We start from the raw sequence: 24,734 nt of genomic DNA, 5'->3' as shown, positions 1-24,734 counted from the left end.
TTCATTTTTTCTCTAAGGTAAAGACTTACAAGCTATCGAGTGACGGTGAGCAATGGCATGTTTTAAATACAAAAAAAAGTGTTTCAACAAATAGAAAAGCAAAGTTGAATAAATGGTTGAATGACCATCAGAAGTTCATAGAAAAAGCTTAGTTTTTATTTTGAGATAAAAAGTCTATATTTAATATTAGTATTTCAAAATCCAATTCCCTACAAAATTCCCCCGGTTGAAGTAATAATTAGATTTAAAAATTAATTTTTATGGATTCTCAGGCTAAGCGCGAAGATCAGGTTCGGGCAATTATTTTCATTTTAAGTATTCTTCTGATCCTAATAATTTCCATTTTGAAGTAAAATTTAAAGTGAAAATAGATTCAATAGACGTATCGGTATCAAGGAATTTTTTAGAACTTATCGCGGTTAAATCTTTACGTTACAATAATTATTCTTTACCCTTCATTAGAATTAATCTGAAGTTTATTCCGGTAAGCTGAAAGGGCAAAAACATTTATAAATATCATTAAAATGCTAAGGTCTCCTTAGCATGAAATACTTCAGGATGAATCTTTAAAAAACTTATTCTGCAAAGAATAAGTAGGAAAGTGAATGGTTAAGGTTTTCTGATAACGAGCTTTAAAATTATTAAATGAGTCCAAATTAGCTAAAATTAGTATAAAGTTTTTCTAATGTTTCTTCGATCAAACGAAATTCCGATAACTTTAAATTCAATTAATCAACCAAAAATTCGATAAATGAGTAATAAAAAGGAGAATTTCGCACGTTTTGGAATGGCGGCCAAAGGAGCAGTCTATTCTTTAATTGGAGTTTTAACTGCACTGGCAGCGTTCGGACAGGGTGGTCAGCAAACTGGAAGTAAGGGAGCTATGCAATATCTTGCCCAGCAATCTTACGGACAGATTTTACTAGTTATTCTGGGATTAGGTCTCCTGGGTTATGTTTTCTGGAGGATGTATCAGGTTTTTGCGAATCCCAAGGGTTTTGAAGACAACCTGAAAGGTTATGGCAAGAGGGTCGCTTTTTTTATTAGTGGTTTAATCTATGCCGGTTTTTCCTTCTATGCTTTTAAGTTAGCCTTTGGGAGTAGTTCAGGTAGTTCCAGTTCTATGATGGGTTCGTTAATGTCTGGATCTAACGGAGATACCATTGCAATTATCATAGGAGCTGGGATGGCAATAAAAGCTATTTATGATCTTTATCGTGCTTATTCAAATAAATTCCGTGAAGAAGTGGAAGAAGCAGGAATGGATAGGGAAGCACAGAAATTACTTATTAATGCCGGGAAAGTTGGACATACCGCCAGGGGAGTGGTTATTGGATTAATGGCATATTTAACCCTTAGTTCTGGACTTTCGAGCGGGAATAAAATTAGTACTACCACCGATGCATTCAGTTATATTCAGAATGAATTTGGTTCTATCGCCTTGGGAATAGTTGCAATAGGACTGGTAGCATACGGTGTTTACATGTTTATCAAGGCCAAATATCCTGCAATTAGTGTAAAGAGTCTTAGATAGAGTTGAAAAGAAGTTTAGTATGAAAGCCCGCTAACATTCAGGTTAGCGGGCTTTATAAATTAAAAACATTGTTTAATTATATCAATTTTTCAGGTTGTATTTCTTATTATAAATTAGCTAATTAGGAGAAGAGATACTTTAACCAAAGCTAATTTTTCGTTAAATAATAGTAATACTATTAAGTAGAATAGTAAAACTATTATTTTTGTTGAAATTTGAAAAGAATGAAGTATCTCCTTCAGGATGTAAAAATTACAGTAAACGACAAGGTTTTTATCAAAGACCCTGAATCAACTTCTCTTGGTAAGAGAATTGTTGAACATGGGATCCTGTTGATTGATGAAATTGGCTTTGAGAATTTTACCTTTAGAAAGTTGGGTAAAGAGATAAGGTCCAACGAAAGCTCTATCTATAGATATTTTGAAAATAAGCATAAGTTTCTTGTCTATATAACCTCTTGGTTTTGGGGTTGGAAAGAATTCCAGTTAGTATTTGCTACCCATAGTATTTCAAATTCTGGAGAAAAACTGGATAAGGCTATTGAGGTGATCACCAAACCTGTTGAAAAAGATGACAGGTTTGGTCATATTAATGAGATCGCTCTTAGTAATATTATTATCAACGAATCTTCAAAATCATTTTTAACGAAGGAAGTAGATGAAGAGAATCAGGACGGTTATTTTTCAATCTATAAACGTCTTGTTAAAAGACTTGCTGAAATGATCAGCGAGGTGAGTGATTCTTATCCTTATCCTTCAAGTCTGGCCAGTACTATAATTGAAGGTACTCTACACCAGCATTTTTTAAGGGATCATTTTAGATCGCTTACGGAATGTAATGAGGATATTTCACCATCAGATTACTTTAGACATCTTGTTGAAAGTATATTAAAAGGAAACGAATGAAAGAAAAAAAATATACCCCTTGGAAGCGTTTTTTGGGCTTGATGAAACTTGAAAAGAAGGATATTCTCCAGATCTTTTACTATGCAATTTTCTCAGGTTTAGTTAGTCTATCCGTTCCTCTGGGGATACAGGCCATCGTGAACCTTATCCAGGGAGCCAGGATATCCACATCGTGGATTGTATTGATTGTTTTAGTGACTTTGGGAGTAGCTTTTGTGGGAATACTTCAATTAATGCAAATTAGAATCCTGGAGAATATTCAGCAAAAAATATTCACCAGGGCTTCCTTTGAATTCAGTTACCGATTTCCAAAGATTAAGATGGATGAACTCAAGAATTTTTATCCACCAGAACTTGCAAACAGGTTTTTCGACATACTGATCATTCAAAAAGGCCTTACAAAAGTGTTATTGGATTTTCCGGCTGCACTTACGCAGATTATTTTCGGAATCATCTTATTATCTCTTTATCATCCATTTTTTATCATCTACGGACTGCTGCTTTTACTCCTAATCTATATAGTTTTTAAGATTACGGCAAAAAAAGGCCTGGATACCAGTATAATCGAATCCAAGCATAAATATAAGATCGCTCACTGGATACAGGAGGTGGCAAGAACTCTGATAAGTTTTAAAGTATCGGGGAGAACCAACCTCGCCATTTCCCGGAACGATAAGATGGTTACTGATTACCTGGATGCAAGGGAGAGTCATTTCCAGATACTGAAACTTCAGTTTATTCAAATGATTGGTTTTAAAGTTCTGGTAACAGCTGGACTTTTGATCATTGGAGGAATACTCGTACTCAATCAGCAAATGAATATCGGGCAATTTGTTGCTGCGGAAATTATCATCCTTCTTATTATTGGTTCGGTAGAAAAGATGATCCTTGGTCTTGAATCGTTTTATGATGTACTTACTTCACTTGAAAAAATGGGGGAAGTGGTAGATAAAAAACTGGAATCACAGAGCGGTGATCAGCCCTTTAATAGACAGGAACCATTGCATATTGAACTTGATAATGTTTTCTATCAGGGGTTTAATGAAAAGAATATCATTAATGGTATAGACCTAAGGATCGCCCCCGGAGATAAAATTCTTCTTCGAGGAAAGAACGGAGCAGGTAAATCTTCACTGTTAAAACTGATCTCAGGACTATATCAGCCTACAGGAGGAGAAATATATGTAAATGATATCTCCCTAAAAAGTTTGCAATTAAGTCATTACAGGGCACTTATTGGGCAGTCCCTTTCTGAAGAGTCACCTTTTGAAGGCACCCTGGTTGACAATATCACCTTTGGCGATAAGAACATCTCTGAACAGGAAATAAGATGGGCCATTGAAAAAACAGGACTTCGTGATTTTGTGAAACAACAACCAAAAGGACTTAATACGATAATATATCCGGAAGGATTGCAAATCCCTTACTCGGTTAGCCGAAAGATTATTTTAGCCAGAAGTATCGTCAGAAAACCTTCCATTCTTATCCTGAACGATCCTTTGGATCAGCTGGATCCTGAAGAAGAAGATAAGATCCTGGACTTTATTTTCAGTAAAGAAAATAACTGGTCTGTGATTGTAAGTAGTAAAGATGAGAAGTGGGAGAAGTATTGCAATAGGATCCTGTATATTGAACAGGGAAAATTAACTAATCAAACCAGGTAGTATGCTAAATATCACAAATAATAGCTTACATGAAAAGGTAGATATCAGGCAGTTTGAAGCTGGTAAAAAAGCGCTTAGGACTACCCATTATGAATACCTGAATAGATTCCTGAAATTCTTTGCTGTGTTTCTGGTAATCGTACTATTTCTGCCATGGACGCAAACAGTTTCGGGTACTGGTAATGTAACTACCTTAACCCCGGAACAGAGACCGCAAACCATTCAATCTCCAATTCCTGGAAGAATTGAACGCTGGTATGTGAATGAAGGGGATTTTGTAGAAAAGGGAGATACCATTTTACACATCTCGGAGGTTAAAAATGAGTATTTCGATCCTCAACTGGCAGAGCGAACCGGTGATCAGGTAAATTCGAAAAAAAGATCTCTAAGTTCTTACGAAGATAAAGTGAGTTCACTTGGTACTCAAATTCAATCCCTACAGCAGGAACAGGTATTAAAACTGGAGCAGGCTCAGAATAAACTTCAGCAAAGCATCTTAAAAATGCGCAGTGATAGTATAGATCTGGAAGCATTTAAGACCAATTTGCTAATTGCTGAAAGGCAGTTTGATCGGTATGAAAAACTGAATGAGGAGGGCTTGAAATCATTGACAGATCTTGAAGGCAAAAGGTTGAAATTACAGGAAGCACAGGCGAAACTAATTTCCCAGGAAAATAAGCTTGTGAATAGCCGAAATGATATCATTAATGCCAGGATCGAGCTTAACCGGATTAAGGCAGAATATAGCGAGAAGATTGCTAAAACCCGCAGCGACAGGGCTACAGCAGAAAGTGACCTTTTCCAGACGGAGGCTGATGTCTCTAAGCTGGAGAGTTCCTTAACTAATTATAAAATGCGTAATGATCTTTATTATATAAGAGCACCGCAGTCCGGCTATATTAACAAAGCTATAAAATCTGGGATTGGGGAAACTTTTAAGGAAGGAGATGCTCTGGTTGGTATCATGCCTTCTAATTATGATCTGGCTGTTGAAACTTATGTTGAGCCAATAGATCTTCCGTTACTTCATCTTGGAGAGGACGTTAGAGTTCGGTTCGATGGTTGGCCGGCAATTGTATTTAGTGGATGGCCAAATGTATCTTATGGAACCTACGGTGCTAAAATTGTAGCGATCGAGAATTTCATCAGTGAAAATGGAAAATATCGCGTACTGCTGGCTCAATCTGAAGATGACCATCCCTGGCCGGATGCTCTTAGGGTTGGTTCAGGAGCTAATACCCTGGCCTTACTGGAAGATGTACCTATCTGGTATGAAATATGGCGTCAATTGAACGGGTTCCCACCGAATTATTATAAACCTGAAAACAGTGAACAAGTAAAAAAATGAGAAAGTTCCTGATCATATTCGTTTGCCTTATCTTCTCTTTTTCGGGATCAGCTCAGGTTGAGGATAGTCTTAGCCTTGGTTTTACTGAATACATGGCCATGGTCAAGAAATATCATCCGCTGGTAAAACAGGCAAACCTGATCCTTGAAGAAGGAGAAATGAAACTGCTGAAGGCCCGGGGAAGCTTCGATCCAAAATTGGAAGCCGACTATAATACCAAGAATTATGAATCTGTAGATTATTACAGCAATTTTAGCTCGGCATTCAAGATACCTACCTGGTATGGGCTGGAATTCAATGCGAAATTTGAGGATAATACAGGAGTATATCTGAATCCTCAAAACACAGTTCCAGAGGATGGACTTTATTCTGCGGGTGTGGCTCTGAATATCTCCGAGGGGTTGTTCATGAACGAGCGAATGGCTTCGCTTAAGCAGGCGAAAATCTACAGAGATCAGTCCAGGTTCAAGCAACAATTGGAAGTTACCGAGGTTCTATATAAGGCTTCGTTGGCGTATTTTGAATGGTTTGCTGCCTACCAGCAATATCTCCTTTATGAAAATTTTCTGGAAAATGCTGAAGTAAGGTTTAGGGGTGTGGTGAACGAATACCGGGCTGGGGATAAACCCGCAATAGATACACTTGAAGCAGGAATTAGTATACAGAATAGGAAATTAAGCCTGGAGCAAAGCAAACTGGATCTAAGGAATTCTACTTTACGGTTATCAAATTTTATCTGGGGCGAAAATAATATTCCTCTCGAGGTCACTGCTGAAGTGAGGCCTGTAGCAATGGTCGAAGAACAGGTAACTGAAACCTTGAATATAGACGAGATCATTTTTAACCGGGACCTTACCGAGCATCCGAAAATCAGGTTTCTCTCTACAGAAATTGATATACTGGAAATTGAAAAAAGGTATAGGGCTAATAAGTTATTACCAAAACTGGACCTGGAGTATAACTTTCTCACAAACACTCCCAGAGAATTGAATACTTTGAATAACCGCAACTATAAATTCGGATTAAAATTCAGTTTTCCTATTTTTCTAAGAAAGGAAAGAGGAGAGCTGCAATTGGCTAAACTTGAGCTAGAAAATGCCGAACTGGACCTGGTTAATAATCGGTTAAAACTGGAGAACGATCTTGCAGCTCTCCAAAACCAGATTATTGCTCTTCGGGAGCAGATGGGGTTAATGCAGCAATTAGTCGAGGACTACACACGTATTGTAATCGCCGAAGAGCGTAAATTCGAATTAGGCGAGAGTTCACTTTTCCTAATTAACTCAAGGGAAAGTCAACTGATTACTACTAAATTAAAAGAGATTGAGATGACCCGTAAGCTTTTAAAGAGTAAAGCTGAACTGTATCGTACTTTGGCTACAGACCTTCAAATGTAATAGGACTCCCTAAGTTTTATTGATCTAAGTTGATAATATTACTATTAATTTTTTATCAATTCTGTAACTTTTTCAGGAATTTGAGTCTACTATAATAGATAATACTTTAATCTATTTAATAAAATCTTATTCTTATGAGAAAAATGGTTATGTTTTTTTTCCTGATAGGCGGATTATACTTAGGTCTGGCACAGGAAAAGGAGCAGCAAAAAGAACAGGCTGGATTTCAGGTTCCGGTGGAATATTACAAGTTGGACAATGGTCTAAAAGTCATCCTCTCGCAGGATAAATCGTCACCAACTGTAATTGTTGCAACCTATTATAATATTGGGTTTAGAATTGAGCCAAGGGATAGAACTGGATTTGCTCACCTTTTCGAACACATGATGTTTCAGGGATCCCAGAACCTGGGTAAGATGGAATTCATAAAACTCGTTCAGGAAAACGGTGGAGTTTTAAATGGATCTACCCGCTTCGATTTCACCAATTATTTTGAGATCGTTCCGGCGAATAAACTTGAAACTATGCTTTGGGCAGAGGCAGACAGGATGAAAGGACTTGATATTACCCAGGAAAATCTCACCAATCAGCAAGGCGTGGTGAAGAATGAGGTAAAAGTTAATGTCCTGAATCAGCCTTACGGTGGATTTCCCTGGTTAGACATGCCACAGTATGCCAATACGAATTGGTATAACGCCCATAATTTTTATGGTGATTTAAAAGATCTTGATGCCGCGAATTTAGAGGATGTGGAGAATTTCTTTAATACTTATTACTCTCCCAACAACGCCGCAATTTCTATTGTAGGTGATTTTGAAATGGAACAGGCTAAAGAGTGGATTGAACAATATTTTGGTGGAATTCCAAGTGCAGATGTTCCTCCAATCCCAGACATTTCAGAACCTAGGCAAACAGAGGAAAAAGACTTCGTGAAAAATGATTCCCTGGCCAACAAACCTGCTATAGCAATTGCTTATAATATGCCAGAGCGTAATTCGACAGAATATTATGCTATGGGATTGATCGACCAGATTCTTATCCAGGGAGATAATGCTCTTCTACAGAAGAAACTAGTGGATGAAATAGGTTACACTTCTAATGTAAGTGGCGGTATCAACTATCTGGGTAATATGTTCAATTATAACGGGCCAATGCATATGATGTTCAACTTCACTTACGATAATGAGACATCTAAAGAGCAGGTAGTTGAGGCTGTAGACGAAGTTATCGCTAGTCTAGACAAGGGAATTACTCAGGAAATGCTGGATAATGCTTTAGTAAAAATGCGATCTCAGTTATATGATAACCTGGGAAGTTCCTTTGGGTTGGGACGTGCAGATCTACTTGCAAGCTTTGCTCTTTTTGATGACAATCCATCGAGGATCAATGATCTGGAAGCTGAATTTAAAAAGATAACTCCAGAGATCATGAATAAAACAGTTGATGAATATCTTAGAAAGACCAACAGAACGATCCTTACCGTAAATCCATTATTGGCTAATAACGAAAATAAGAACCAATGAAAAACTTAATTTATATTCTAATTATCGCTCTGGCAGTTGTACAACCTGCTAACGCTCAAAAGCAAACTCCACCGGAAGGAGGGGAGCCGAAAGGTTTTACTCTTCCTGAAAAAGAGGTTGTAGATTTTGATAACGGACTAAAACTGGTATTAGTGCCTTACGGAAGTATTCCGAAAGCCACTATAAATATTACCGTCCAGACCGGAAATATCAACGAAAATGAAAATCAGGTTTGGGTTTCAGACCTTTTGGCTGATCTAATGGAAGAAGGAACAACCTCAGATTACTCTGTAAAAGATAAACTTGCGGGGATGGGAGGAAACCTAAATGTAGGTGTAGGAACCCATACTACTACTCTTAATACGAATGTGCTGGCAGAATTTGCTCCTGAAGCGTTCAGGGTTTTAAGTGACGTTTTAGTGAATCCTAAATTACCGGAAAGTGAACTTCAAAGACTAAAAAATAATATGAAACGCAATATTACCGTTTCATTGTCCAGACCAGGTTCGCAGGCTAGAAAGGAATTTTTCGCAGAATTGTATCCAGATCATCCTTACGGCAGGTTGTATCCTACTACTGAAATGGTAGATTCATACACTTTGGATGATGTGAAGTCTTTCTACGATGAAAATTTTGGAGCTCAAAGAACCACCGTTTACGTAGTAGGTCAATTTGATACGGAAGAGGTTAAAAAGATGGTTTCTGAGCATCTTGGTAACTGGCGTAAAGGTCCAGAAACCAGTTATCCTGTAGCCGAAACTGCTTCTGATGCTACCGTGAGGATCATCGACCGTCCCGGAGCCCCGCAATCCACAATCTATTACGGTTTACCTGTTGCCGATCCTAGTAACGAAGATTATATAGCGCTTGATGTTATGAATTCTATCCTGGGAGGTTCATTCGGATCTCGTATTACGAGTAATATACGTGAAGATAAAGGATACACTTATTCCCCAAGCAGTTCATTATATGCAAATTATAAGTCGGGTCTCTGGTTTGAAAATGCTGATGTGACTACCGAATTCACTGGAGCATCTCTGGAAGAGATTAAAAAAGAGATCGTACGCTTACAAAACGAAGCTCCGAGCAAGGAAGAACTTAAAGGGATCCAGAATTATGAATCTGGATTGTATGTACTTCAGAATTCAACGCCAGGGGGAATTATAAATCAATTGAACTTTCTGGACATACACGACTTACCGGAATCTTTTCTTGTGGATAAGGTGAAGAATATAAATGCGGTTACGCCTGAAGAGATTCAGGAGATGGCTCAAAAGTATATTCAGCCGGAAAACATGACCTTAATCGTGGTTGGGGACAAAGAGAAGATCAAAGATCAGGTTCAGGAAACCATGGAATTACCAGAAAATACAAGGAATTAAACTTTAAGCAACGCCATAAAAAAAACAACCCGGATCTTCCGGGTTGTTTTTTTTATAGAGGTTATTGAAAATATGATTTTAAAGCTGATAGGATCATTTCAGGCAATCAATATATTCAACTCTAAAGGCCTTAAGGGTTAATACACTGTTTGCAATTTGGGGTAACACTATAAAATTTCCGTTTTTACTTTTGAATCTTTAAAAACCAGCGTTCGATGAGGGAACGGAATTTCAATTCCTTCTCTATCAAATCTTTTTTTAATATTTTCATATAGGTCACATTTCATCACAAAGGCAGAGGAAAAATCCCAGGCCCATGCCCATGCTCTAAGAGTAACAGCGCTATTCCCCAGCTCTATAACCCTCACAATTACCTTAGGTACATTATTTCTAATTTCTAGATTACTTCGAACATCAATTATATTTGGATGTGTTTCGCATTCTTCTTTCATGATCTTTTTTGCCAGGTCGATATCACTGTCATAGGAAATTCCAATTTCTATCCACTGGCAAACTCTTTTTTCTTCCAGGTCGTAGTTAGTCACCTTTTCTTTGTTAATGATGGAATTAGGGATCACGATCATTTTATTCTCATAATTCCTGATCACTGTATGCCTTAGAGTGATATCATGAACTGTCCCAACAAGTTCCTCGGAAATTCGAATAATATCTCCAATTTTAAAGGGTCTGAAGGCAATTATAAAAACACCGCCAACTATATTGGATAAAGCTTCCTGAGAAGCCACACCAATAATGATCGCAGCAACTCCAGCTCCCCCTATAGCGGTATGGGCTATAGACCTCAATGAAGGGAAAGCGAGTGCAATTAAAATAAGACCAATAAAATAAACAGTTACTACAGAGAGATATCTCAGGAATTTATAGCTGGTGGGGTCTTCTCCACTTGAAACCCTGCGTTTGATCATTCTGCTAAAAAAGGATTCAACTATACTGGCGAAAACTATACTGAAAATAGATACTATCCCTATATAAAAAATCTTTCTGAAATTTTCTCCTATTTCCTTATAATGGGATTCATCGAAAAAAATGAAACTTAACAGGAATATTCCAAAGATTAAGGTTAAGGTATTTACTATTCGGTTTATGATATTTAAGGAATGGAATTCACTTTCCGGGTTTTTTTCCCGTGCACGTTTAACCAACATCCTATGGATAAATCTTATGAATAATAAAAGGATGATGATAAAAATTACAACAAGAACGGCGTAAACTGCCGCAATTTTAGGTTCCATTTTTATTATATCCTCAACAAGAATAAAACTAACCATCAGTGAAATAAGAGTTTAAGGTGAAACTAATATAGTATTTATCTTACATTTTTATTCGATTATTTTTACTGGAGAGTTTTGAAGAGGGGTACGAATTAAAAATTAGCTACAACAATTTCGAAGAGAGGATCTTTCTCTGAAAGAGAATTTTTGGTAGAGTTAAAAACTGTAGCTTAATGCTATAAAACAAAAAAACACTGAAAATCAATAGATTAACAGTGTTTTAGTTTCACTTATTAGGTGGTTCGTCGGGGTGGCAGGATTCGAACCTGCGGCCTCCTGCTCCCAAAGCAGGCGCGATAACCGGGCTACGCTACACCCCGTAAAATTTAAATTTATTTTTAGTCTTTTCCGTTCCAAATTACTTTAAAAAAGCAGCCGGGAAGCGGAGGAAATTTATCCCATTTTTTCCGGTTGAAAAAGAGAATAAAAAACCGCAGACTAAAAATCTAGCGGAGAGACCGGGATTCGAACCCGGGCATCCAAGAAGGATGACAGCTTAGCAGGCTGCTGCATTACCACTCTGCCACCTCTCCGTTATTTTAAGAACTTCGCAAGTAATTTTGCGGTTGCAAATGTAACTTTTACTTCCAAACCATCCAAACCTTTTATTCCTTTTTTCGGGATAAAATTAGCCCGGAAAGTCTATTCTTCATTTAAAATACTTGACCCCAGTATTATAAGGAAATTAAAAATTTTAAATAATTTTTTCCTGTTGTATCAATCGATGCAGGTTTTCCAGTATTCTCGCGTGATTTCTTACAAAAGGATTTTTTGGATCCCAAACATAACCAGCCAGAACGGAACATATTTGTTCTTTTATCTGGGGTGAAGGTTCCGGATGGAAAAATATATCCTGTAATTTTCCGGAGTACCATTCTCTAACGTAAGTAGAGAACACATCCACACCCTTTCTAATGTATTCTGAGTATTCTTCTTCCCAATCTACTGCTTCACCATTTAACTGTTTAAGAGCGAGTTTTGAAGCCAGTAGTCCAGACTCTGTTGCGAAGGCTACTCCTGAGGAGAAGACAGGGTCTAGAAATTCCGCTGAGTTCCCAGTGAGGGCGAAACCAGCACCATGAATGTATTTAACGTTCCTCGATATATTTTTAATTTTCACCGGTTCAAATTCAAAATCGTAATCATCGAATCTTCCACTGTAAAAATCAGTTTCCTTAAGCATTTTTTTAAATGCAAATTCTGAGTTTCCTTCAAAGCTGTCTAACCAGGAATTTGGCCCTACGAAGCCAAGACTGGAATATCCATTGGAAAATGGAATGTACCAGAACCAGGTTTTAGTGTTCAGGACTTCAAAAGTTATCTGTTTCCCTTCAATTCCTTTAGGTCGTGAATGCTCCCTGATATGCGTAAAGACTGAGGAATGATCATAGATCTTAGGAGGAGCTTCCAGGTCTAATTTTTCAGCCAGCACCCGGCCGTTTCCACTGGAATCTATAATGAACCTGGCTTTTATTTCAGACTTTTCACCATTAATATCTTTAGCTGTAATCTTCCAAAAATCATTAGAGTAATCCAGGGATATAACTTTAGTTTCAAATCTTATATCAACACCGCGTTTGGTGAGGTGGTCTGTAAGGGCTTTATCAAAATCTGCCCGGGGAACCTGCCAGGTCCAATCCCAGCCATCACCGAATTTTTTACTGAAATCAAATTCCGCAACCTCATTACGCTTAATGAACCGTGCGCCAAATTTTTTTTGAAAGCCTTTTGCTTTTAAAACCTTAAGAAATCCAGCCTCTTCGAAATTATCCATGCATCGCGGAATTAAACTTTCCCCAATAGAGAATCTGGGGAACTTTTGCTTTTCTAACACTAGAATGGAGATATTATTTTTTTCAAGATAACCTGCAGCAACACTACCAGAAGGACCGGCGCCAATAATTACAATATCCCTTACCTCACTTTTCATAAACAAAAAGACTATATGCAGACAAACTTAAATAGAAACTTGGAATTGAGACAGGATTAAAATTAAAAAAAGCCCTAACTGGTTGGTCAGGGCTTAATTGAGATATAAGCAAAGGATTAATATTAGATACTACCTATTCGGTTTAAAAATTGAATTGCAGATTATTCTGAAACCCTACAATTAATATCTATAATCCACATTAATCCTTTTCAAATTTATATTTCCAGAACCAGATTTCTTAAGCTAAACCCAATAACTAACCATTTAATAAAACCAAGGGGATATTGGTAAAGTTAATTTTATCTTATCTTAAAATAGGACAGGATTTTCCGATTTCAATTTTGAATAAATCTATCATCAGGACCTTAATTTTCTAGGCTTTTCTATTTATTATGCTACATTTGTTAAAAGTTTTAACAATGGTGCCAGAACCATAAACTATAGCAGAATCGGTATATGCTGAATTTAGATAATGCACTTGAATTTACTGACTTTTACCATGTTCTAGTTGAAAATGAGAATATTGAACTTGGTGAAGCTACTCAAAAAAGACTCGAAAGAAGTTTTCAATTTCTAAAGGAATTTTCCCGGAATAAGATCATATACGGCGTAAATACGGGATTTGGTCCTATGGCTCAATATAAGATCAATGATTTGGATAAGGTAAACCTGCAATTGAACCTTATTAGAAGTCATTCAACCGGGGCTGGAGCATTAATGGAGCCTTTATATGTAAAGGCATTGATGCTGGCAAGATTGAATACCCTATGTCTTGGAAAATCAGGTGTTCACAGATCTGTTGCCGATACTTTGATCGCCATGATAAATAAGGATGTAACTCCAGTGATATTTGAGCATGGTGGAGTAGGAGCTTCAGGAGACTTGGTACAGCTGGCTCATTTAGCTTTGGTGTTGATAGGGGAAGGAGAGGTACTTTACAAAAATGAACGTAGGGAAACCCATGGGGTTTTTAAGGAACTGGGGATAAAACCTGCTGAAATAAAGATTAGGGAAGGGCTGGCCATCATGAACGGAACTTCTGCGATGACGGGAATAGGTTTAGTCAACCTTATTTATGCAAAACGATTGTTGAGTTGGGTAGTCTTTTGCAGTTCGGTAATCAACGAGATCGTGGAAGCCTATGACGATCATCTTTCAGAAGAACTCAATTCCTCAAAACTTCATCCAGGTCAGCAAGAAATTGCACGAAAGATGAGAGATCATCTCTCAGATTCCAAGCTTACCCGAGACCGAAATGATCATTTGTACAGCAACGGTGCAGACAAGAATACATTCTTTAAGGAAAAAGTTCAGGAATATTACAGTTTAAGGTGTGTTCCACAAATACTTGGTCCTGTTTCCGATACTCTGGAGCATTCTTTAAAGATATTGATCGAAGAAGTGAATTCTGCCAACGACAATCCTATTATCGATGTGGATACAGAGCATGTTTACCATGGGGGGAATTTTCATGGAGATTATGTTTCCCTGGAAATGGACAAATTGCGCCTGGCGATCACCAAAACTTCCATGCTCGCCGAAAGACAATTAAACTATCTGCTTAATGCGAAACTGAATGATATACTTCCTCCATTTGTGAATATGGGAATTTTAGGACTGAATTTCGGAATGCAGGGGGCTCAATTCACGGCAGTTTCAACTACCGCAGAAAATCAGATGCTTTCGAATTCTATGTATGTGCACAGTATCCCGAATAATAATGACAACCAGGATATTGTGAGTATGGGGGCGAATTCTGCAAATATGACCAGGAAAGTGATCGACAATAGTTTCGAAGTGCTTTCTATAGAGCTTGCAACGATTGTACAGGCATTGTATCATCTTGATTTTGATGATAAACTGTCTTCGGCAACCAAAAGAAAACTCAGTAAATTGAGAACTATAATTCCACAGGTAAAGGAAGACAGACCATTATATTCAGAAATTGGTGATCTGAAGGAATTTTTAAGGAATAACGAAGCATACTAAATATGAAGTACGCATTGGTGACAGGAGGCTCGAGAGGGATTGGAAGAGCAGTTTGTTTAAAGCTTGCCGAAGAGCTTAAGTATAATATACTCCTGAATTACAATTCAAATACTGAAGCTGCAGAAAATACCAGGGATGAAGTTCAATCGAAAGGAGTGAAATGCAGTATTCTTAAATTCGATGTAGCAGATGAGACATCTGTTCAGAATGCCATTGAAAATTGGAAATCTAAGCATGCTGAAGCCAAAATAGAGATATTGGTGAATAATGCAGGTATTACTAAAGACGGACTTTTTATCTGGACAGATAAAATGGCCTGGAATTCTGTGATTGATACAAGTTTAACTGGATTCTACAATGTAACCCAATCTGTTTTAAAGGATATGCTGAGAGCCAGGTATGGCAGAGTGATTAATATAGTTTCGCTTTCAGGTTTAAAAGGAAATCCCGGGCAGGTGAACTATTCTGCGGCTAAAGGTGCTATGATTTCCGCCACCAAAGCTCTTGCACAGGAAATTGGCAAACGAAAGGTTACCGTAAATGCTGTTGCGCCCGGTTTCATAAATTCTGATATGACGAGTGATTTCGATGAGAATGAGCTTAAAAAACTAATTCCTCTAAATAGATTCGGTGAAGCTGAAGAAGTAGCTAGCCTGGTTAGTTTCCTGGCTTCAGAAAATTCCTCTTATATCACCGGTGAAGTGATAAATATCAACGGCGGATTATATTCCTAGATCTATGGCTACCTGGAAAGGAAAATCTCGGGGTACACTTCTAGGCTTCAAGATCTATGTTCAGATTATCAAAAAAACAGGGCTTTACTCTGCCTATTTCGTACTGCTTTTCGTTGCTTTTTATTTTATATTCTTTTCCTTTACTTCTACTAAAAGCACCTATTATCTTTTTCGGAAACGTTTAGGTTATTCCCCAATCAGCGCTGCATTCAACGTTTATAGGAGTTATTTTACATTCGGTCGAATTCAACTGGACCGGGTAGCCATTACAAGCGGACTTAAACATAAATTCACCTTTGAATTCGATGGAGTAGAGCATATTGAAGCTCTTCTCGCTCAGAAAAAAGGAGGGATTCTTCTAACGGCTCATATTGGTAATTTCAATCTTGCTAAACATTTTTTTGAGGAAAGACACTCCGATGCTTTGGTTAATTTGGTGGTTACAGATTTTGAACACAAGCAGATCAAATCATATTTGGAATCTGTAACGGGAAGTTCAGAAGTTAAGATCATTGTGTTAAAGGAGGACTTAAGTCATATCTTCCAGATGAAAGAAGCTTTGGCTAATAATGAGTTACTGGTTTTCGCTGCTGATAGGTTCCTTGAAAATTCCAAAACCTACGAGGCTTATTTTCTGGGTGAAACAGTGAAATTCCCCCAGGGACCGTTCAAGCTTGCCGCGAGGCATAAGATCCCCGTTTTATTTGTGCATTTAATGAGAGAGAAAAACTTCCATTATCATTTCTATGCGAGGCCGTATAAACCTGAAAAGTATAGCACTCAGGAACTTTTAAACTCTTATCTTAACGACCTGGAAACAATGGTAAAAAAATATCCTCATCAGTGGTATAACTACTACGATTACTGGAACGATTTTAGTTAAAAATGGCAGAAAATCTTTTACATCATCCAATAACCTCTCATGAACAGATCATTAACCTGATCCCACAGAAAGAACCCTTTGTTTTTGTTGATACTTTGTATGAATACACCAATTTAACCGGCGTTACCGGTTTTACGGTTCCTCAGGATCATGTGCTGGTAGATGAAAATAAACTTGTAGAGAGTGGATTGATCGAGCACATGGCTCAAAGCATGTCTCTTCATCGAGGTTACCAGGGATCTCTTAGCGGACAAACAAAACCAAAAACCGGTTTTATCGGCGTTATTAAAACCGTTGAAATATTCGGTTTGCCTGCGGTGGGTGAAAAACTTAAAACCTATGTGGAGATACTGCACGAGATCATGAATGTTACTTCAGTATCTGCAAGAACTGAGAATGAAAAGGGTGTAGTGATCGCTACTTCCGAAATGAAAACCGTAACGGTAGAATGAATGATCAGGATTTAAAATCGGTTACTAAATTAAAAGTTCGTTTCCATGAATGTGATCCACTGCAAATAGTATGGCATGGGAATTACTTCAAATATTTTGAAGAAGGAAGGGAGGATTTTAGCAGGAGACACGGTATTTCATATCTGGATGCAAAAAAGAATGGTTTTGCAACACCCATAGTAAAAACCGAATGTGAACATAAACTTCCTTTGGAATACGGAGACGATTTTCAAGTAGAAACCTTTTTTGTGAATTCTGAAGCCGCCAAGATCATATTTCAATACCGAATTATATCTTCTGGTAAACTGATTTGTACAGGACAAACCGTACAGGTTTTTATTGATAAAAATTCAGAATTGGTACTGAACAATCCGCTGTTTTTCTTAGATTGGAAAAAGAAAATGGGATTGATTAAATGAACAGGAACTATCTTCTAGGTGATTCTATCATTTCTCCTTTAGGTTTCAATACTTCAGAAAATATTGAGGCTGTTAGAAATGAAAGATCAGGATTGAAACTTCACAATAATTCAAGGTTCTTCGAAAATGGATATTACGCAGGATTGATAGAAAATAAGATCATCGATACCGAATTTATTAAAATAGGTAAACCTGAATTACATACTAAACTTGAGAAACTCCTAATTCTTGCCGTTAACCAGGTTTTAGATCAAAGTCCAGCTCTGGATCTAAAGGAAACCGGCCTTGTAATTTCTACAACCAAGGGGAATATAGACCAGTTAAGAAATGACCTTTCTCCAATAGGCAGCCTCTATTTATGGAAGATGGCTCAAGTTGTCGCTGATTTTTTCGGATTTAAGCAAAAACCAATTGTGGTATCCAATGCCTGTATATCTGGAGCCCTTGCTATTAAAACTGCTAACGATCTTATTGGAATGGGAAGATTCTCAAAAGCAATTGTAGCTGGAGGAGACCTGGTTTCAGATTTTGTTTTGTCGGGTTTTCAGTCTTTCCAGGCCATTAGTGATAAACCATGCCGGCCTTTTTCAAATGACAGAAGTGGTGTAAGCCTTGGTGAAGCTGCCGCGGCGGTTCTAATTGGACCAGGTGATCAAGAAAATCAGGAAAAGATTGCCTATATAGATGCAATTACGGCAAATGATGCGAATCATATTTCCGGTCCCAGCAGGACTGGTGAAGGTTTGTATCAAAGCATTTCGAGGTTATTCAAAAAGAATAAAATAGAAGCCACTCAAATAGATTATATATCAGCTCATGGAACTGCGACGATGTTTAATGATGAAATGGAATCTATTGCTTTTGATCGTGTTTCGCTTAACCAGGTTCCTTTAAATAGTTTTAAGGGCTACTATGGTCATACATTAGGGACATCAGCATTGATTGAAAGTATTTTAACTAAACATAGCCTACTAAAAAATGAACTATTTACTTCATTGAATTATTCCGAACATGGAGTATCAAAGAATTTGAATATTCTTCAGAAGAATGAAAAGAAGGAATTAGGTCTGGCTCTTAAAACAGCTTCCGGATTTGGAGGCTGCAACCTGGCTATGCTTTTAAAAAAGGAAAGATGATGAGCAAAGAACTTTCCATAAAGAATTCTTTAATTATTCGGGAATCTAGGGTATTTAGAAATGGCGAGCTCATTTTTGAAGCAGATCAGGGTCTTTCCACAACCAAATTTCTAAAAAAAGTCTATAACGATCAAAAATTGAAATATTCGAAGTTCTTCAAAATGGATGAGCTTTCGAAACTGGGGTATCTTGGAACGGAAATCTTAACCAATGGCAGCATAGAGGATAAGGAAACAGCCCTGGTTTTTGCTAATTCGGCTTCCAGCCTTGAAACTGATGTAGCTTTTGCACAAACTATGGAAGAATTTCCCTCACCGTCTCTTTTTGTGTATACTTTGCCAAATATCATGCTGGGTGAGATTAGCATTAGACATCAACTTCGATCTGAGAATATATTTTTTATTTCAGAGGAATTCGATCCTTTACTATTTATTGATTATACCACGGCATTGTTCCAACAGGAAAAAGTAGAAAATGTGCTTTGTGGATGGGTGAACTTGCACAATAACGATTATGATGTATTTTTGTGGAAAATTGCCAATAGCGGCGGAATGGAATTTAACGAAGAGGAGCTAAAGAAATTATACTTACCTACCCATGAGTGACCTGCATACCGAATTAAAAAAAAGCATTATAGAACAACTTAACCTCGAAGATATGGAGGTGAGTGATATTGAAAATGACGAGCATCTTTTTGGAGATGGATTAGGACTGGATAGTATCGATGCACTTGAGCTTATAGTTCTACTTGAGAAGGATTATGGGATTAAATTAACCGATCCTAACCAGGGAAAAGAGATCTTCAATTCTGTAAATACCATTGCTGATTTTATCGAGAAAAACAGGGCCAAATAATTTTATGAAAGGGGTAGCCGTCACCGGGATGGGAATTATATCTGCAATTGGCAGAAATCTAAATGAAAACCATTTATCTCTTAAAAATGCTAAGAACGGAATAACCAACCCGGAGATTCTATCAACGCAGCATTCCCATTTACCTGTTGGAGAAATTAAGTTAAGCAATGCTGAATTAGCTACTATTCTCAACCTTCCTGAAAACCATTCTTATACAAGATCAGCTTTATTGGCGGTACATAGTGTGAAAGAATTGCTTGAAAATTCCGGATATGATCAGTTTCCGGAAGGAACAGGATTTATTTCCGGTACTAGCATAGGAGGAATCGACAAAACAGAACAGCATTTTTATGATTACAGCGAAAATCCTGAATATAGAAAATATATACAGGCGCAACATCCCGGATTCACTACAGAAAAGATCGCTGAATATTTTGGTCTCAATGGATTTGTTACAACCATAAGTACCGCCTGCTCTTCTTCAGCCAATGCGATCATGATGGGAGCACAAATGATTCAATCCGGAAAATTGAAGCGGGTGATCGTTGGCGGAAGTGACTGTCTTACGAAATTTACCCTGAATGGCTTTAATTCATTAAAGATCCTATCTGAGGAAAAGAGCCTGCCTTTTGATGATGATCGTGCCGGTTTAAATCTTGGAGAAGCTGCCGGATATCTATTGCTGGAAGCAGAAGAATATACTTCAGGCAGAAGCGTCCTTGGCCGTGTTTCAGGTTATGGAAATGCAAATGATGCCTTTCACCAAACTGCTTCTTCTGAAAACGGAGAAGGAGCTTTTAAAGCAATATCTAAAGCCTTGAACAAAGCGGGATTATCGGGATCTGATATCAATTTTATAAATGCACACGGTACTGGAACCAGGAATAATGATCTCTCAGAAAGTGTAGCTCTTCAAAGAATATTCGGAAAAAACATTCCAGCCTTCAGTTCTACCAAAGGTTTTACGGGGCATACCTTAGGAGCCGCGGGAGCCGTAGAAGCAATTTTCAGCCTGCTTTCAATTCAATACGGGGAAATATACCCTAATTTGAATTTTAAAACTAGTATGAAGGAAACCGGATTGGATCCTGTCACCTCAATTCAAAATAAGGAAATAAACACCATCCTTTCTAACTCCTTCGGTTTCGGGGGCAATTGTACCTCTTTAATTTTTAAAAAGGATGAGTAGGGTTTATATAAATGGTATATCATCTATTTCCCCGCAGCCTGAGCGTGTCTTTGAAGGTTTAGAACCACATGTTTCCAAGGAGAATATTCTACATGCAGTTGATCTCAATTACAAGTCTGTAATTAAACCAATAATGCTCAGACGAATGTCCAAAGCTGTAAAAATGAGCCTTTATTGTTCTAAAATGGCTTTAAAGGATGCCAATGTGCAGATTCCGGATGCGATTCTGGTAGGCACGGGGCAGGGTTGCATGCAGGATACTGAAAAGTTCATGGGCAATATGCTGGATTCTGAGGAAGGATTGTTAAGTCCCACATCTTTTATCCAGTCGACTCATAATACTGTAGGCGGGCAGATCGCCCTTGACCTCAATTGCACGGGACATAATCTCACTTTTACTCAAAATTCTGTTTCTTTTGAAAGTGCATTGATAGATACTCAGCTGCAATTTGAAGACCCGGATGTTGAGAATATCCTGGTTGGTGGAGTGGATGAAACCTCAGAAAAATTCACTGGATTCCAGACACTGGATGGGCAGATCAAGAAGGAAAAAATAAGGAATATCAACCTTTACAATAGTAATACACCTGGTACCATAATTTCAGAATCCGCGGCATTTTTTACTTTAGGTTCAGAAAAAAAAAGCACATCTTATGCAGAATTTATCGATGTTGGAATATTCAATTCTATTGATGTATCCGATATTTCTTCTAAAATTCAAAAATTTTTAAAACGTAATGGAGTTTCATTCGAAGATATTGATGTAGTGATCCTGGGCAGGAATGGAGATCACCGGTTCGATAAGTATTATGATGAGATTCAAAATGGAATATTTTCAGGAAAAAGCCAGCTGGGCTTTAAACATATGGTTGGAGAGAATAATGCTGTATCTTCCTATGCATTCTGGATGGGTGCAAAAATATTGAAAGAGAAAAAGATTCCTGAAAATTTTAAACTGAATACTTTAAATTGCGATGTCCCACAGAAGATTTTGATTTATAATCAATACCTGGGAAGAAATCATGGATTTATACTTTTGCAGAGCCTTTGATCTTTAAATTAATTAAAACTTTGTTCGCGGTAGCAGCAATTTTTGCGATCGCACTTTACTACCTGGAGGCCTGGCCATTCTGGCCGGTTATTTTGATCTGCCTGGTTTATATCATTCTGATGTTGGTGTTATCAACCAATGTACAGTTTAATTTTTTTGTAAAAGCTTATAATAAAAATCCGGAATATCCCGAGAATTCTGTTGCCTTAAGTTTTGACGATGGCCCAGTTGAAAATACGTTGAAGATCCTCGATATTTTGGATAAGCATAATGCAAAGGCAGCCTTTTTCTGTATTGGAAAGAATATTCAAAAGCATCCGGAGATTTTCAGGGAGATCATTAAAAGAGGTCACATTGTTGGTAATCATACTTTCTCGCATACAAGGAAAATGGGTATGCTTAGCAGCAAGAGGATAATAGAAGAAATCAATAAGTGTAATGAAGTTGCTGAGAAAATAGGAGGGGTACAGATGAAATTCTTTCGTCCTCCATTTGGAATTATAAACCCTAAAACTCAAAGAGCCTTGAAAAAAACTGGTCACCAGGTTATAGGATGGAATAACAGGCCTTATGATGCGATCACTAAATCTCCTGAAAAAATACTTGAAAGGATTACCAGGGACCTAAACCGGGGAGACCTTATTCTTTTGCATGATAATATGCTTAAGACCGGGCCTGTCTTGGAACAATTATTGGTAATTCTAAAGCAACGTAATTTCAGTACGGTAAGACCGGATAGATTATTTGATATTCATGCGTATAGTTAAAGTTTTTATTTTTCTTTTTAGTCTTGGAGTGTTCGCTCAGAATGGTGCTTTAAGCAACTCTGAGCAGCAGGCATTTAAAGCCAGTGTAATTCAAAAATCTAATGATATCAATAACTTTTATGCAGAGTTCTCCCAAACCAAGCATATGAGTATGATGAATGAAGATCCAGAGAGCCAGGGAAAAGTTTATTATCAGTCGCCAAATACGTTAAAATGGGAATACACCAGGCCCTACGATTATCAACTTCTTTTTAAGGATTCTAAACTGTTTATAAATGAAGAAGGTCAAATGTCTGAAGTTGACCTGTCATCAAATGAGCTATTTGAGAAAATGGGTGAATTGGTAGCCGGAAGTGTCAATGGTAAGATTCTCATGGCCGATACGGATTTTGATATCACCTATCATCATGCCGGGCAGAATGTAAAGGCTGTTATAATTCCCAGGGATGAAAATCTACTAGAAATGTTCAGGGAAATATGGATAAATTTTAATTCAGATCATCTAATTAAATCTGTGAGACTTATAGATCCCATGGGGGATTACACCGAGATTTCCATGAAGAACATCAAAATAAATCAGGCTTTTCCTCCCTCAGTTTTTCAAAACTAAAGTATCTTGCCCTTCCTAAACCTAGCTTATGATTCTGGAAGATTTTTATGAAGTTTCTAATACTACGCTTGCCGGCGATGATGCGGTAACTAGCTTAAAAGTAAATAAGGATCATGAAATTTATAAGGGTCACTTTCCGGGAAGACCTGTGACCCCGGGAGTAATATTAATGCAACTTTTCAAAGAAGAAGCTGAAAGGATCTTCGGAATCAGGCTTCAATTAGTTAGAGCCGATAATGTGAAATTTACGGCAGTTTTCGATCCTACACAGGAAGATGAATTAATCCTTGAATCCAATCTTACCGAAACCGGGGAGTTTATTAAACTAAAAGGGATCGCTAAGAATAGCACAGGTATTGTTTTAAAGATCAATTCTTTATACAAAGCCTGCTAATTACCGCCTTCTGTTATGATCCTCCTTGAATAAATAATATTTTTGCATTAAATATAATCAGAGTGAAAAAAGAGCCGGTTTTTCAAAAAAGGTTTGAGGATCTTAACTGTTGTGTTATTGTACCTACCTACAATAATGCACATTCGCTCGATAATTTTTTAACCGATCTAAAGCTCTATACCAGCAGGATCATTGTGATCAACGATGGTTCTACCGATTCTACCGCCGAGATCCTGGAAAGACATCCTGAATTTCATCATAAATTCCATCCTGAAAATAAGGGAAAAGGAATCGCTCTTAAAACAGGTTTCAGGTTTGCACAGGAATTAGGTTATGAATATGCCATCACCATAGATTCAGACGGTCAGCATTATCCAGATGATCTGGATGTATTTCTAACTGAACTTGAATTAAGAGACAACGATGATCCAAAGCTCTTACTGGTAGGTGACCGGAATATGGGCAGGGATGGTATTCCCGGAAAAAGCAGTAAAGGAAACAGGTTCTCAAATTTCTGGTTTTTAGTGGTAACTGGGATTGAATTACACGATACTCAAAGTGGTTATCGTTTGTACCCGGTTAAGCTTATCAACTCGCTAAAGCTAATCACCTGGAAGTTTGAATTGGAAATCGAAGTTCTGGTGAAAGCCGCATGGAAAAAAGCTGAAGTAAAGAATATACCTATTAAAGTTCACTACCAGGAAGGGGATAGGGTAACTCACTTCAGACCTTTTTGGGATATTGTTAGAATTGTCTTGCTTTATATGTGGTTTGTCTTGGTTAGCTTCTTTTATATTCATCCCCGGAATAAATACCAGGATTTTAAGAAAAAAGGTTTTAAAAGGTTTTGGAAAGAAGATATCATAAAGAGTCAGGAACCACCACATAAGAAGGCGGCTGCTATAGCTCTGGGGGTTTTTGTAGGGATATCTCCATGTTGGGGAATACATACGCTGTTGGTATTTACACTAGCAGCAGTTTTTAATTTAAATAAGGTTATAGCCTTTTTATTCTCCAATATAAGCATACCGCCTTTTATACCGGTAATAATCTACGCCAGTTATCAAATGGGTTCTTTCATTACGGGAAAGGGATTTGACTGGGATCTCAAATTGCAAAAGTTCGATTCAGGTACCGATGTCTTTATGGGACTCTGGCAATATATAATGGGAAGTTTCGCCCTGGCAATTGTAATGGCGATAAGCCTGTGGATTGTATTTTATTTTTTATTTTCGGTTTTTAACCAAAAGCAGGTGGTGAAACCTTGATGAATAGAGCTT

General features: G+C 37.6%; 23 protein-coding genes and 2 tRNA genes. 21 read left to right on the top strand and 4 right to left on the bottom strand.

The genetic code is table 11. The annotated features are described in order from the left end of the window. Positions 1-751: 751 nt before the first annotated feature. The 7 genes from ML462_RS08385 (at position 752) to ML462_RS08355 (ending at position 9,753) form a co-directional block, all read left to right on the top strand. A complete protein-coding gene (locus tag ML462_RS08385; RefSeq protein ID WP_240713356.1) occupies positions 752-1,534 on the top strand; it encodes a DUF1206 domain-containing protein in 783 nt (260 codons plus the stop codon). A gap of 224 nt (positions 1,535-1,758) precedes the next feature. Continuing rightward, positions 1,759-2,439, top strand: a complete 681-nt coding sequence (locus ML462_RS08380; protein ID WP_240713355.1) for a TetR/AcrR family transcriptional regulator — start codon at positions 1,759-1,761, stop codon at positions 2,437-2,439. Next, complete coding sequence (locus tag ML462_RS08375; protein WP_240713354.1) at positions 2,436-4,103, top strand: peptidase domain-containing ABC transporter; 1,668 nt, start codon at positions 2,436-2,438, stop codon at positions 4,101-4,103. The genes ML462_RS08380 and ML462_RS08375 overlap by 4 nt, the downstream gene beginning before the upstream one ends. A gap of 1 nt (position 4,104) precedes the next feature. Then, positions 4,105-5,451, top strand: a complete 1,347-nt coding sequence (locus ML462_RS08370; RefSeq protein ID WP_240713353.1) for an HlyD family secretion protein — start codon at positions 4,105-4,107, stop codon at positions 5,449-5,451. Then, the gene (locus ML462_RS08365; RefSeq protein ID WP_240713352.1) at positions 5,448-6,848 is read left to right on the top strand and encodes a TolC family protein; all 1,401 of its coding nucleotides are present in this window, start codon (positions 5,448-5,450) and stop codon (positions 6,846-6,848) included. Before ML462_RS08370 ends, ML462_RS08365 begins: the two co-directional genes overlap by 4 nt. A 134-nt stretch (positions 6,849-6,982) precedes the next feature. Beyond that, entirely contained in the window at positions 6,983-8,371 is a 1,389-nt protein-coding gene (locus ML462_RS08360) for a M16 family metallopeptidase (RefSeq protein WP_240713351.1), read from the top strand. Further along, on the top strand, positions 8,368-9,753 hold the full coding sequence (locus ML462_RS08355) for a M16 family metallopeptidase (protein WP_240713350.1): 1,386 nt from the start codon (positions 8,368-8,370) through the stop codon (positions 9,751-9,753). Before ML462_RS08360 ends, ML462_RS08355 begins: the two co-directional genes overlap by 4 nt. 167 nt (positions 9,754-9,920) lie before the next feature. Here ML462_RS08355 and ML462_RS08350 read toward each other — a convergent pair whose 3' ends face one another. The 4 genes from ML462_RS08350 to ML462_RS08335 all read right to left on the bottom strand — a co-directional run bounded on the left by ML462_RS08350 (position 9,921) and on the right by ML462_RS08335 (position 12,975). Next, on the bottom strand, positions 9,921-11,006 hold the full coding sequence (locus tag ML462_RS08350) for a mechanosensitive ion channel family protein (RefSeq protein ID WP_240713349.1): 1,086 nt from the start codon (positions 11,004-11,006) through the stop codon (positions 9,921-9,923). Between the two features lie 284 nt (positions 11,007-11,290). Continuing rightward, positions 11,291-11,365: transfer RNA gene (locus tag ML462_RS08345), tRNA-Pro, on the bottom strand. A gap of 130 nt (positions 11,366-11,495) precedes the next feature. Then, positions 11,496-11,578 (bottom strand) — tRNA-Ser (locus ML462_RS08340). Positions 11,579-11,739: 161 nt separating this feature from the next. After that, complete coding sequence (locus ML462_RS08335) at positions 11,740-12,975, bottom strand: NAD(P)/FAD-dependent oxidoreductase (RefSeq protein ID WP_240713348.1); 1,236 nt, start codon at positions 12,973-12,975, stop codon at positions 11,740-11,742. A 456-nt stretch (positions 12,976-13,431) separates the two neighbouring features. Here ML462_RS08335 and flxA point away from each other — a divergent pair, with 456 nt between their 5' ends. The 14 genes from flxA to ML462_RS08265 all read left to right on the top strand — a co-directional run bounded on the left by flxA (position 13,432) and on the right by ML462_RS08265 (position 24,722). Continuing rightward, a complete protein-coding gene (gene flxA, locus ML462_RS08330; RefSeq protein WP_240713347.1) occupies positions 13,432-14,964 on the top strand; it encodes a flexirubin biosynthesis tyrosine ammonia-lyase FlxA in 1,533 nt (510 codons plus the stop codon). A gap of 2 nt (positions 14,965-14,966) precedes the next feature. Beyond that, positions 14,967-15,698: a flexirubin biosynthesis SDR family reductase FlxB gene (gene flxB / locus ML462_RS08325; protein WP_240713346.1), complete on the top strand. Its 732-nt coding sequence runs from the start codon at positions 14,967-14,969 to the stop codon at positions 15,696-15,698. 4 nt (positions 15,699-15,702) lie between these two features. Next, on the top strand, positions 15,703-16,581 hold the full coding sequence (locus tag ML462_RS08320; protein ID WP_240713345.1) for an LpxL/LpxP family acyltransferase: 879 nt from the start codon (positions 15,703-15,705) through the stop codon (positions 16,579-16,581). Between the two features lie 2 nt (positions 16,582-16,583). Continuing rightward, on the top strand, positions 16,584-17,033 hold the full coding sequence (locus tag ML462_RS08315) for a hotdog family protein (RefSeq protein ID WP_240713344.1): 450 nt from the start codon (positions 16,584-16,586) through the stop codon (positions 17,031-17,033). After that, entirely contained in the window at positions 17,030-17,452 is a 423-nt protein-coding gene (locus ML462_RS08310; protein WP_240713343.1) for an acyl-CoA thioesterase, read from the top strand. Before ML462_RS08315 ends, ML462_RS08310 begins: the two co-directional genes overlap by 4 nt. Continuing rightward, positions 17,449-18,588 (top strand): beta-ketoacyl synthase N-terminal-like domain-containing protein, encoded by a 1,140-nt coding sequence (locus ML462_RS08305; RefSeq protein WP_240713342.1) that lies wholly within the window; start codon positions 17,449-17,451, stop codon positions 18,586-18,588. The genes ML462_RS08310 and ML462_RS08305 overlap by 4 nt, the downstream gene beginning before the upstream one ends. Then, the gene (locus tag ML462_RS08300) at positions 18,585-19,193 is read left to right on the top strand and encodes a 3-oxoacyl-ACP synthase (protein ID WP_240713341.1); all 609 of its coding nucleotides are present in this window, start codon (positions 18,585-18,587) and stop codon (positions 19,191-19,193) included. The genes ML462_RS08305 and ML462_RS08300 overlap by 4 nt, the downstream gene beginning before the upstream one ends. After that, positions 19,186-19,443 (top strand): phosphopantetheine-binding protein, encoded by a 258-nt coding sequence (locus ML462_RS08295; protein ID WP_240713340.1) that lies wholly within the window; start codon positions 19,186-19,188, stop codon positions 19,441-19,443. Before ML462_RS08300 ends, ML462_RS08295 begins: the two co-directional genes overlap by 8 nt. A gap of 4 nt (positions 19,444-19,447) precedes the next feature. Beyond that, positions 19,448-20,632, top strand: a complete 1,185-nt coding sequence (locus tag ML462_RS08290) for a beta-ketoacyl-[acyl-carrier-protein] synthase family protein (RefSeq protein WP_240713339.1) — start codon at positions 19,448-19,450, stop codon at positions 20,630-20,632. After that, positions 20,625-21,683 (top strand): beta-ketoacyl synthase chain length factor, encoded by a 1,059-nt coding sequence (locus ML462_RS08285; RefSeq protein ID WP_240713338.1) that lies wholly within the window; start codon positions 20,625-20,627, stop codon positions 21,681-21,683. The genes ML462_RS08290 and ML462_RS08285 overlap by 8 nt, the downstream gene beginning before the upstream one ends. Before the next feature lie 20 nt (positions 21,684-21,703). Then, positions 21,704-22,450 (top strand): polysaccharide deacetylase family protein, encoded by a 747-nt coding sequence (locus ML462_RS08280; RefSeq protein ID WP_240713337.1) that lies wholly within the window; start codon positions 21,704-21,706, stop codon positions 22,448-22,450. After that, positions 22,437-23,060, top strand: coding sequence for a flexirubin biosynthesis/transport protein LolA2 (gene lolA2 / locus ML462_RS08275; protein WP_240713336.1), 624 nt, complete (start codon positions 22,437-22,439; stop codon positions 23,058-23,060). Before ML462_RS08280 ends, lolA2 begins: the two co-directional genes overlap by 14 nt. Before the next feature lie 28 nt (positions 23,061-23,088). After that, the gene (locus ML462_RS08270; protein ID WP_240713335.1) at positions 23,089-23,454 is read left to right on the top strand and encodes an ApeI family dehydratase; all 366 of its coding nucleotides are present in this window, start codon (positions 23,089-23,091) and stop codon (positions 23,452-23,454) included. A gap of 62 nt (positions 23,455-23,516) precedes the next feature. After that, the gene (locus tag ML462_RS08265) at positions 23,517-24,722 is read left to right on the top strand and encodes a DUF2062 domain-containing protein (RefSeq protein ID WP_240713334.1); all 1,206 of its coding nucleotides are present in this window, start codon (positions 23,517-23,519) and stop codon (positions 24,720-24,722) included. Positions 24,723-24,734: the final 12 nt, after the last annotated feature.

The organism is Christiangramia lutea, from assembly GCF_022489035.1.
Taxonomy (GTDB): Bacteria; Bacteroidota; Bacteroidia; order Flavobacteriales; family Flavobacteriaceae; genus Christiangramia; species Christiangramia lutea.
Note: the sequence above shows the minus strand (reverse complement) of the source record. Positions and strands in the feature narration are given on the sequence as shown.

Bases quoted from the DNA above. Each gene is read 5' to 3' on its own strand.
- flxA (WP_240713347.1), top strand. From the start codon at position 13,432: ATGCTGAATTTAGATAATGCACTTGAATTTACTGACTTTTACCATGTT.
- ML462_RS08315 (WP_240713344.1), top strand. From the start codon at position 16,584: ATGGCAGAAAATCTTTTACATCATCCAATAACCTCTCATGAACAGATC.
- ML462_RS08385 (WP_240713356.1), top strand. From the start codon at position 752: ATGAGTAATAAAAAGGAGAATTTCGCACGTTTTGGAATGGCGGCCAAA.
- ML462_RS08355 (WP_240713350.1), top strand. From the start codon at position 8,368: ATGAAAAACTTAATTTATATTCTAATTATCGCTCTGGCAGTTGTACAA.
- ML462_RS08305 (WP_240713342.1), top strand. From the start codon at position 17,449: ATGAACAGGAACTATCTTCTAGGTGATTCTATCATTTCTCCTTTAGGT.
- ML462_RS08320 (WP_240713345.1), top strand. From the start codon at position 15,703: ATGGCTACCTGGAAAGGAAAATCTCGGGGTACACTTCTAGGCTTCAAG.
- lolA2 (WP_240713336.1), top strand. From the start codon at position 22,437: ATGCGTATAGTTAAAGTTTTTATTTTTCTTTTTAGTCTTGGAGTGTTC.
- ML462_RS08335 (WP_240713348.1), bottom strand. From the start codon at position 12,975: ATGAAAAGTGAGGTAAGGGATATTGTAATTATTGGCGCCGGTCCTTCT.
- ML462_RS08375 (WP_240713354.1), top strand. From the start codon at position 2,436: ATGAAAGAAAAAAAATATACCCCTTGGAAGCGTTTTTTGGGCTTGATG.
- ML462_RS08380 (WP_240713355.1), top strand. From the start codon at position 1,759: ATGAAGTATCTCCTTCAGGATGTAAAAATTACAGTAAACGACAAGGTT.
- ML462_RS08290 (WP_240713339.1), top strand. From the start codon at position 19,448: ATGAAAGGGGTAGCCGTCACCGGGATGGGAATTATATCTGCAATTGGC.
- ML462_RS08285 (WP_240713338.1), top strand. From the start codon at position 20,625: ATGAGTAGGGTTTATATAAATGGTATATCATCTATTTCCCCGCAGCCT.
- ML462_RS08270 (WP_240713335.1), top strand. From the start codon at position 23,089: ATGATTCTGGAAGATTTTTATGAAGTTTCTAATACTACGCTTGCCGGC.
- ML462_RS08370 (WP_240713353.1), top strand. From the start codon at position 4,105: ATGCTAAATATCACAAATAATAGCTTACATGAAAAGGTAGATATCAGG.
- flxB (WP_240713346.1), top strand. From the start codon at position 14,967: ATGAAGTACGCATTGGTGACAGGAGGCTCGAGAGGGATTGGAAGAGCA.
- ML462_RS08300 (WP_240713341.1), top strand. From the start codon at position 18,585: ATGATGAGCAAAGAACTTTCCATAAAGAATTCTTTAATTATTCGGGAA.
- ML462_RS08360 (WP_240713351.1), top strand. From the start codon at position 6,983: ATGAGAAAAATGGTTATGTTTTTTTTCCTGATAGGCGGATTATACTTA.
- ML462_RS08310 (WP_240713343.1), top strand. From the start codon at position 17,030: ATGAATGATCAGGATTTAAAATCGGTTACTAAATTAAAAGTTCGTTTC.
- ML462_RS08365 (WP_240713352.1), top strand. From the start codon at position 5,448: ATGAGAAAGTTCCTGATCATATTCGTTTGCCTTATCTTCTCTTTTTCG.
- ML462_RS08295 (WP_240713340.1), top strand. From the start codon at position 19,186: ATGAGTGACCTGCATACCGAATTAAAAAAAAGCATTATAGAACAACTT.
- ML462_RS08350 (WP_240713349.1), bottom strand. From the start codon at position 11,006: ATGGAACCTAAAATTGCGGCAGTTTACGCCGTTCTTGTTGTAATTTTT.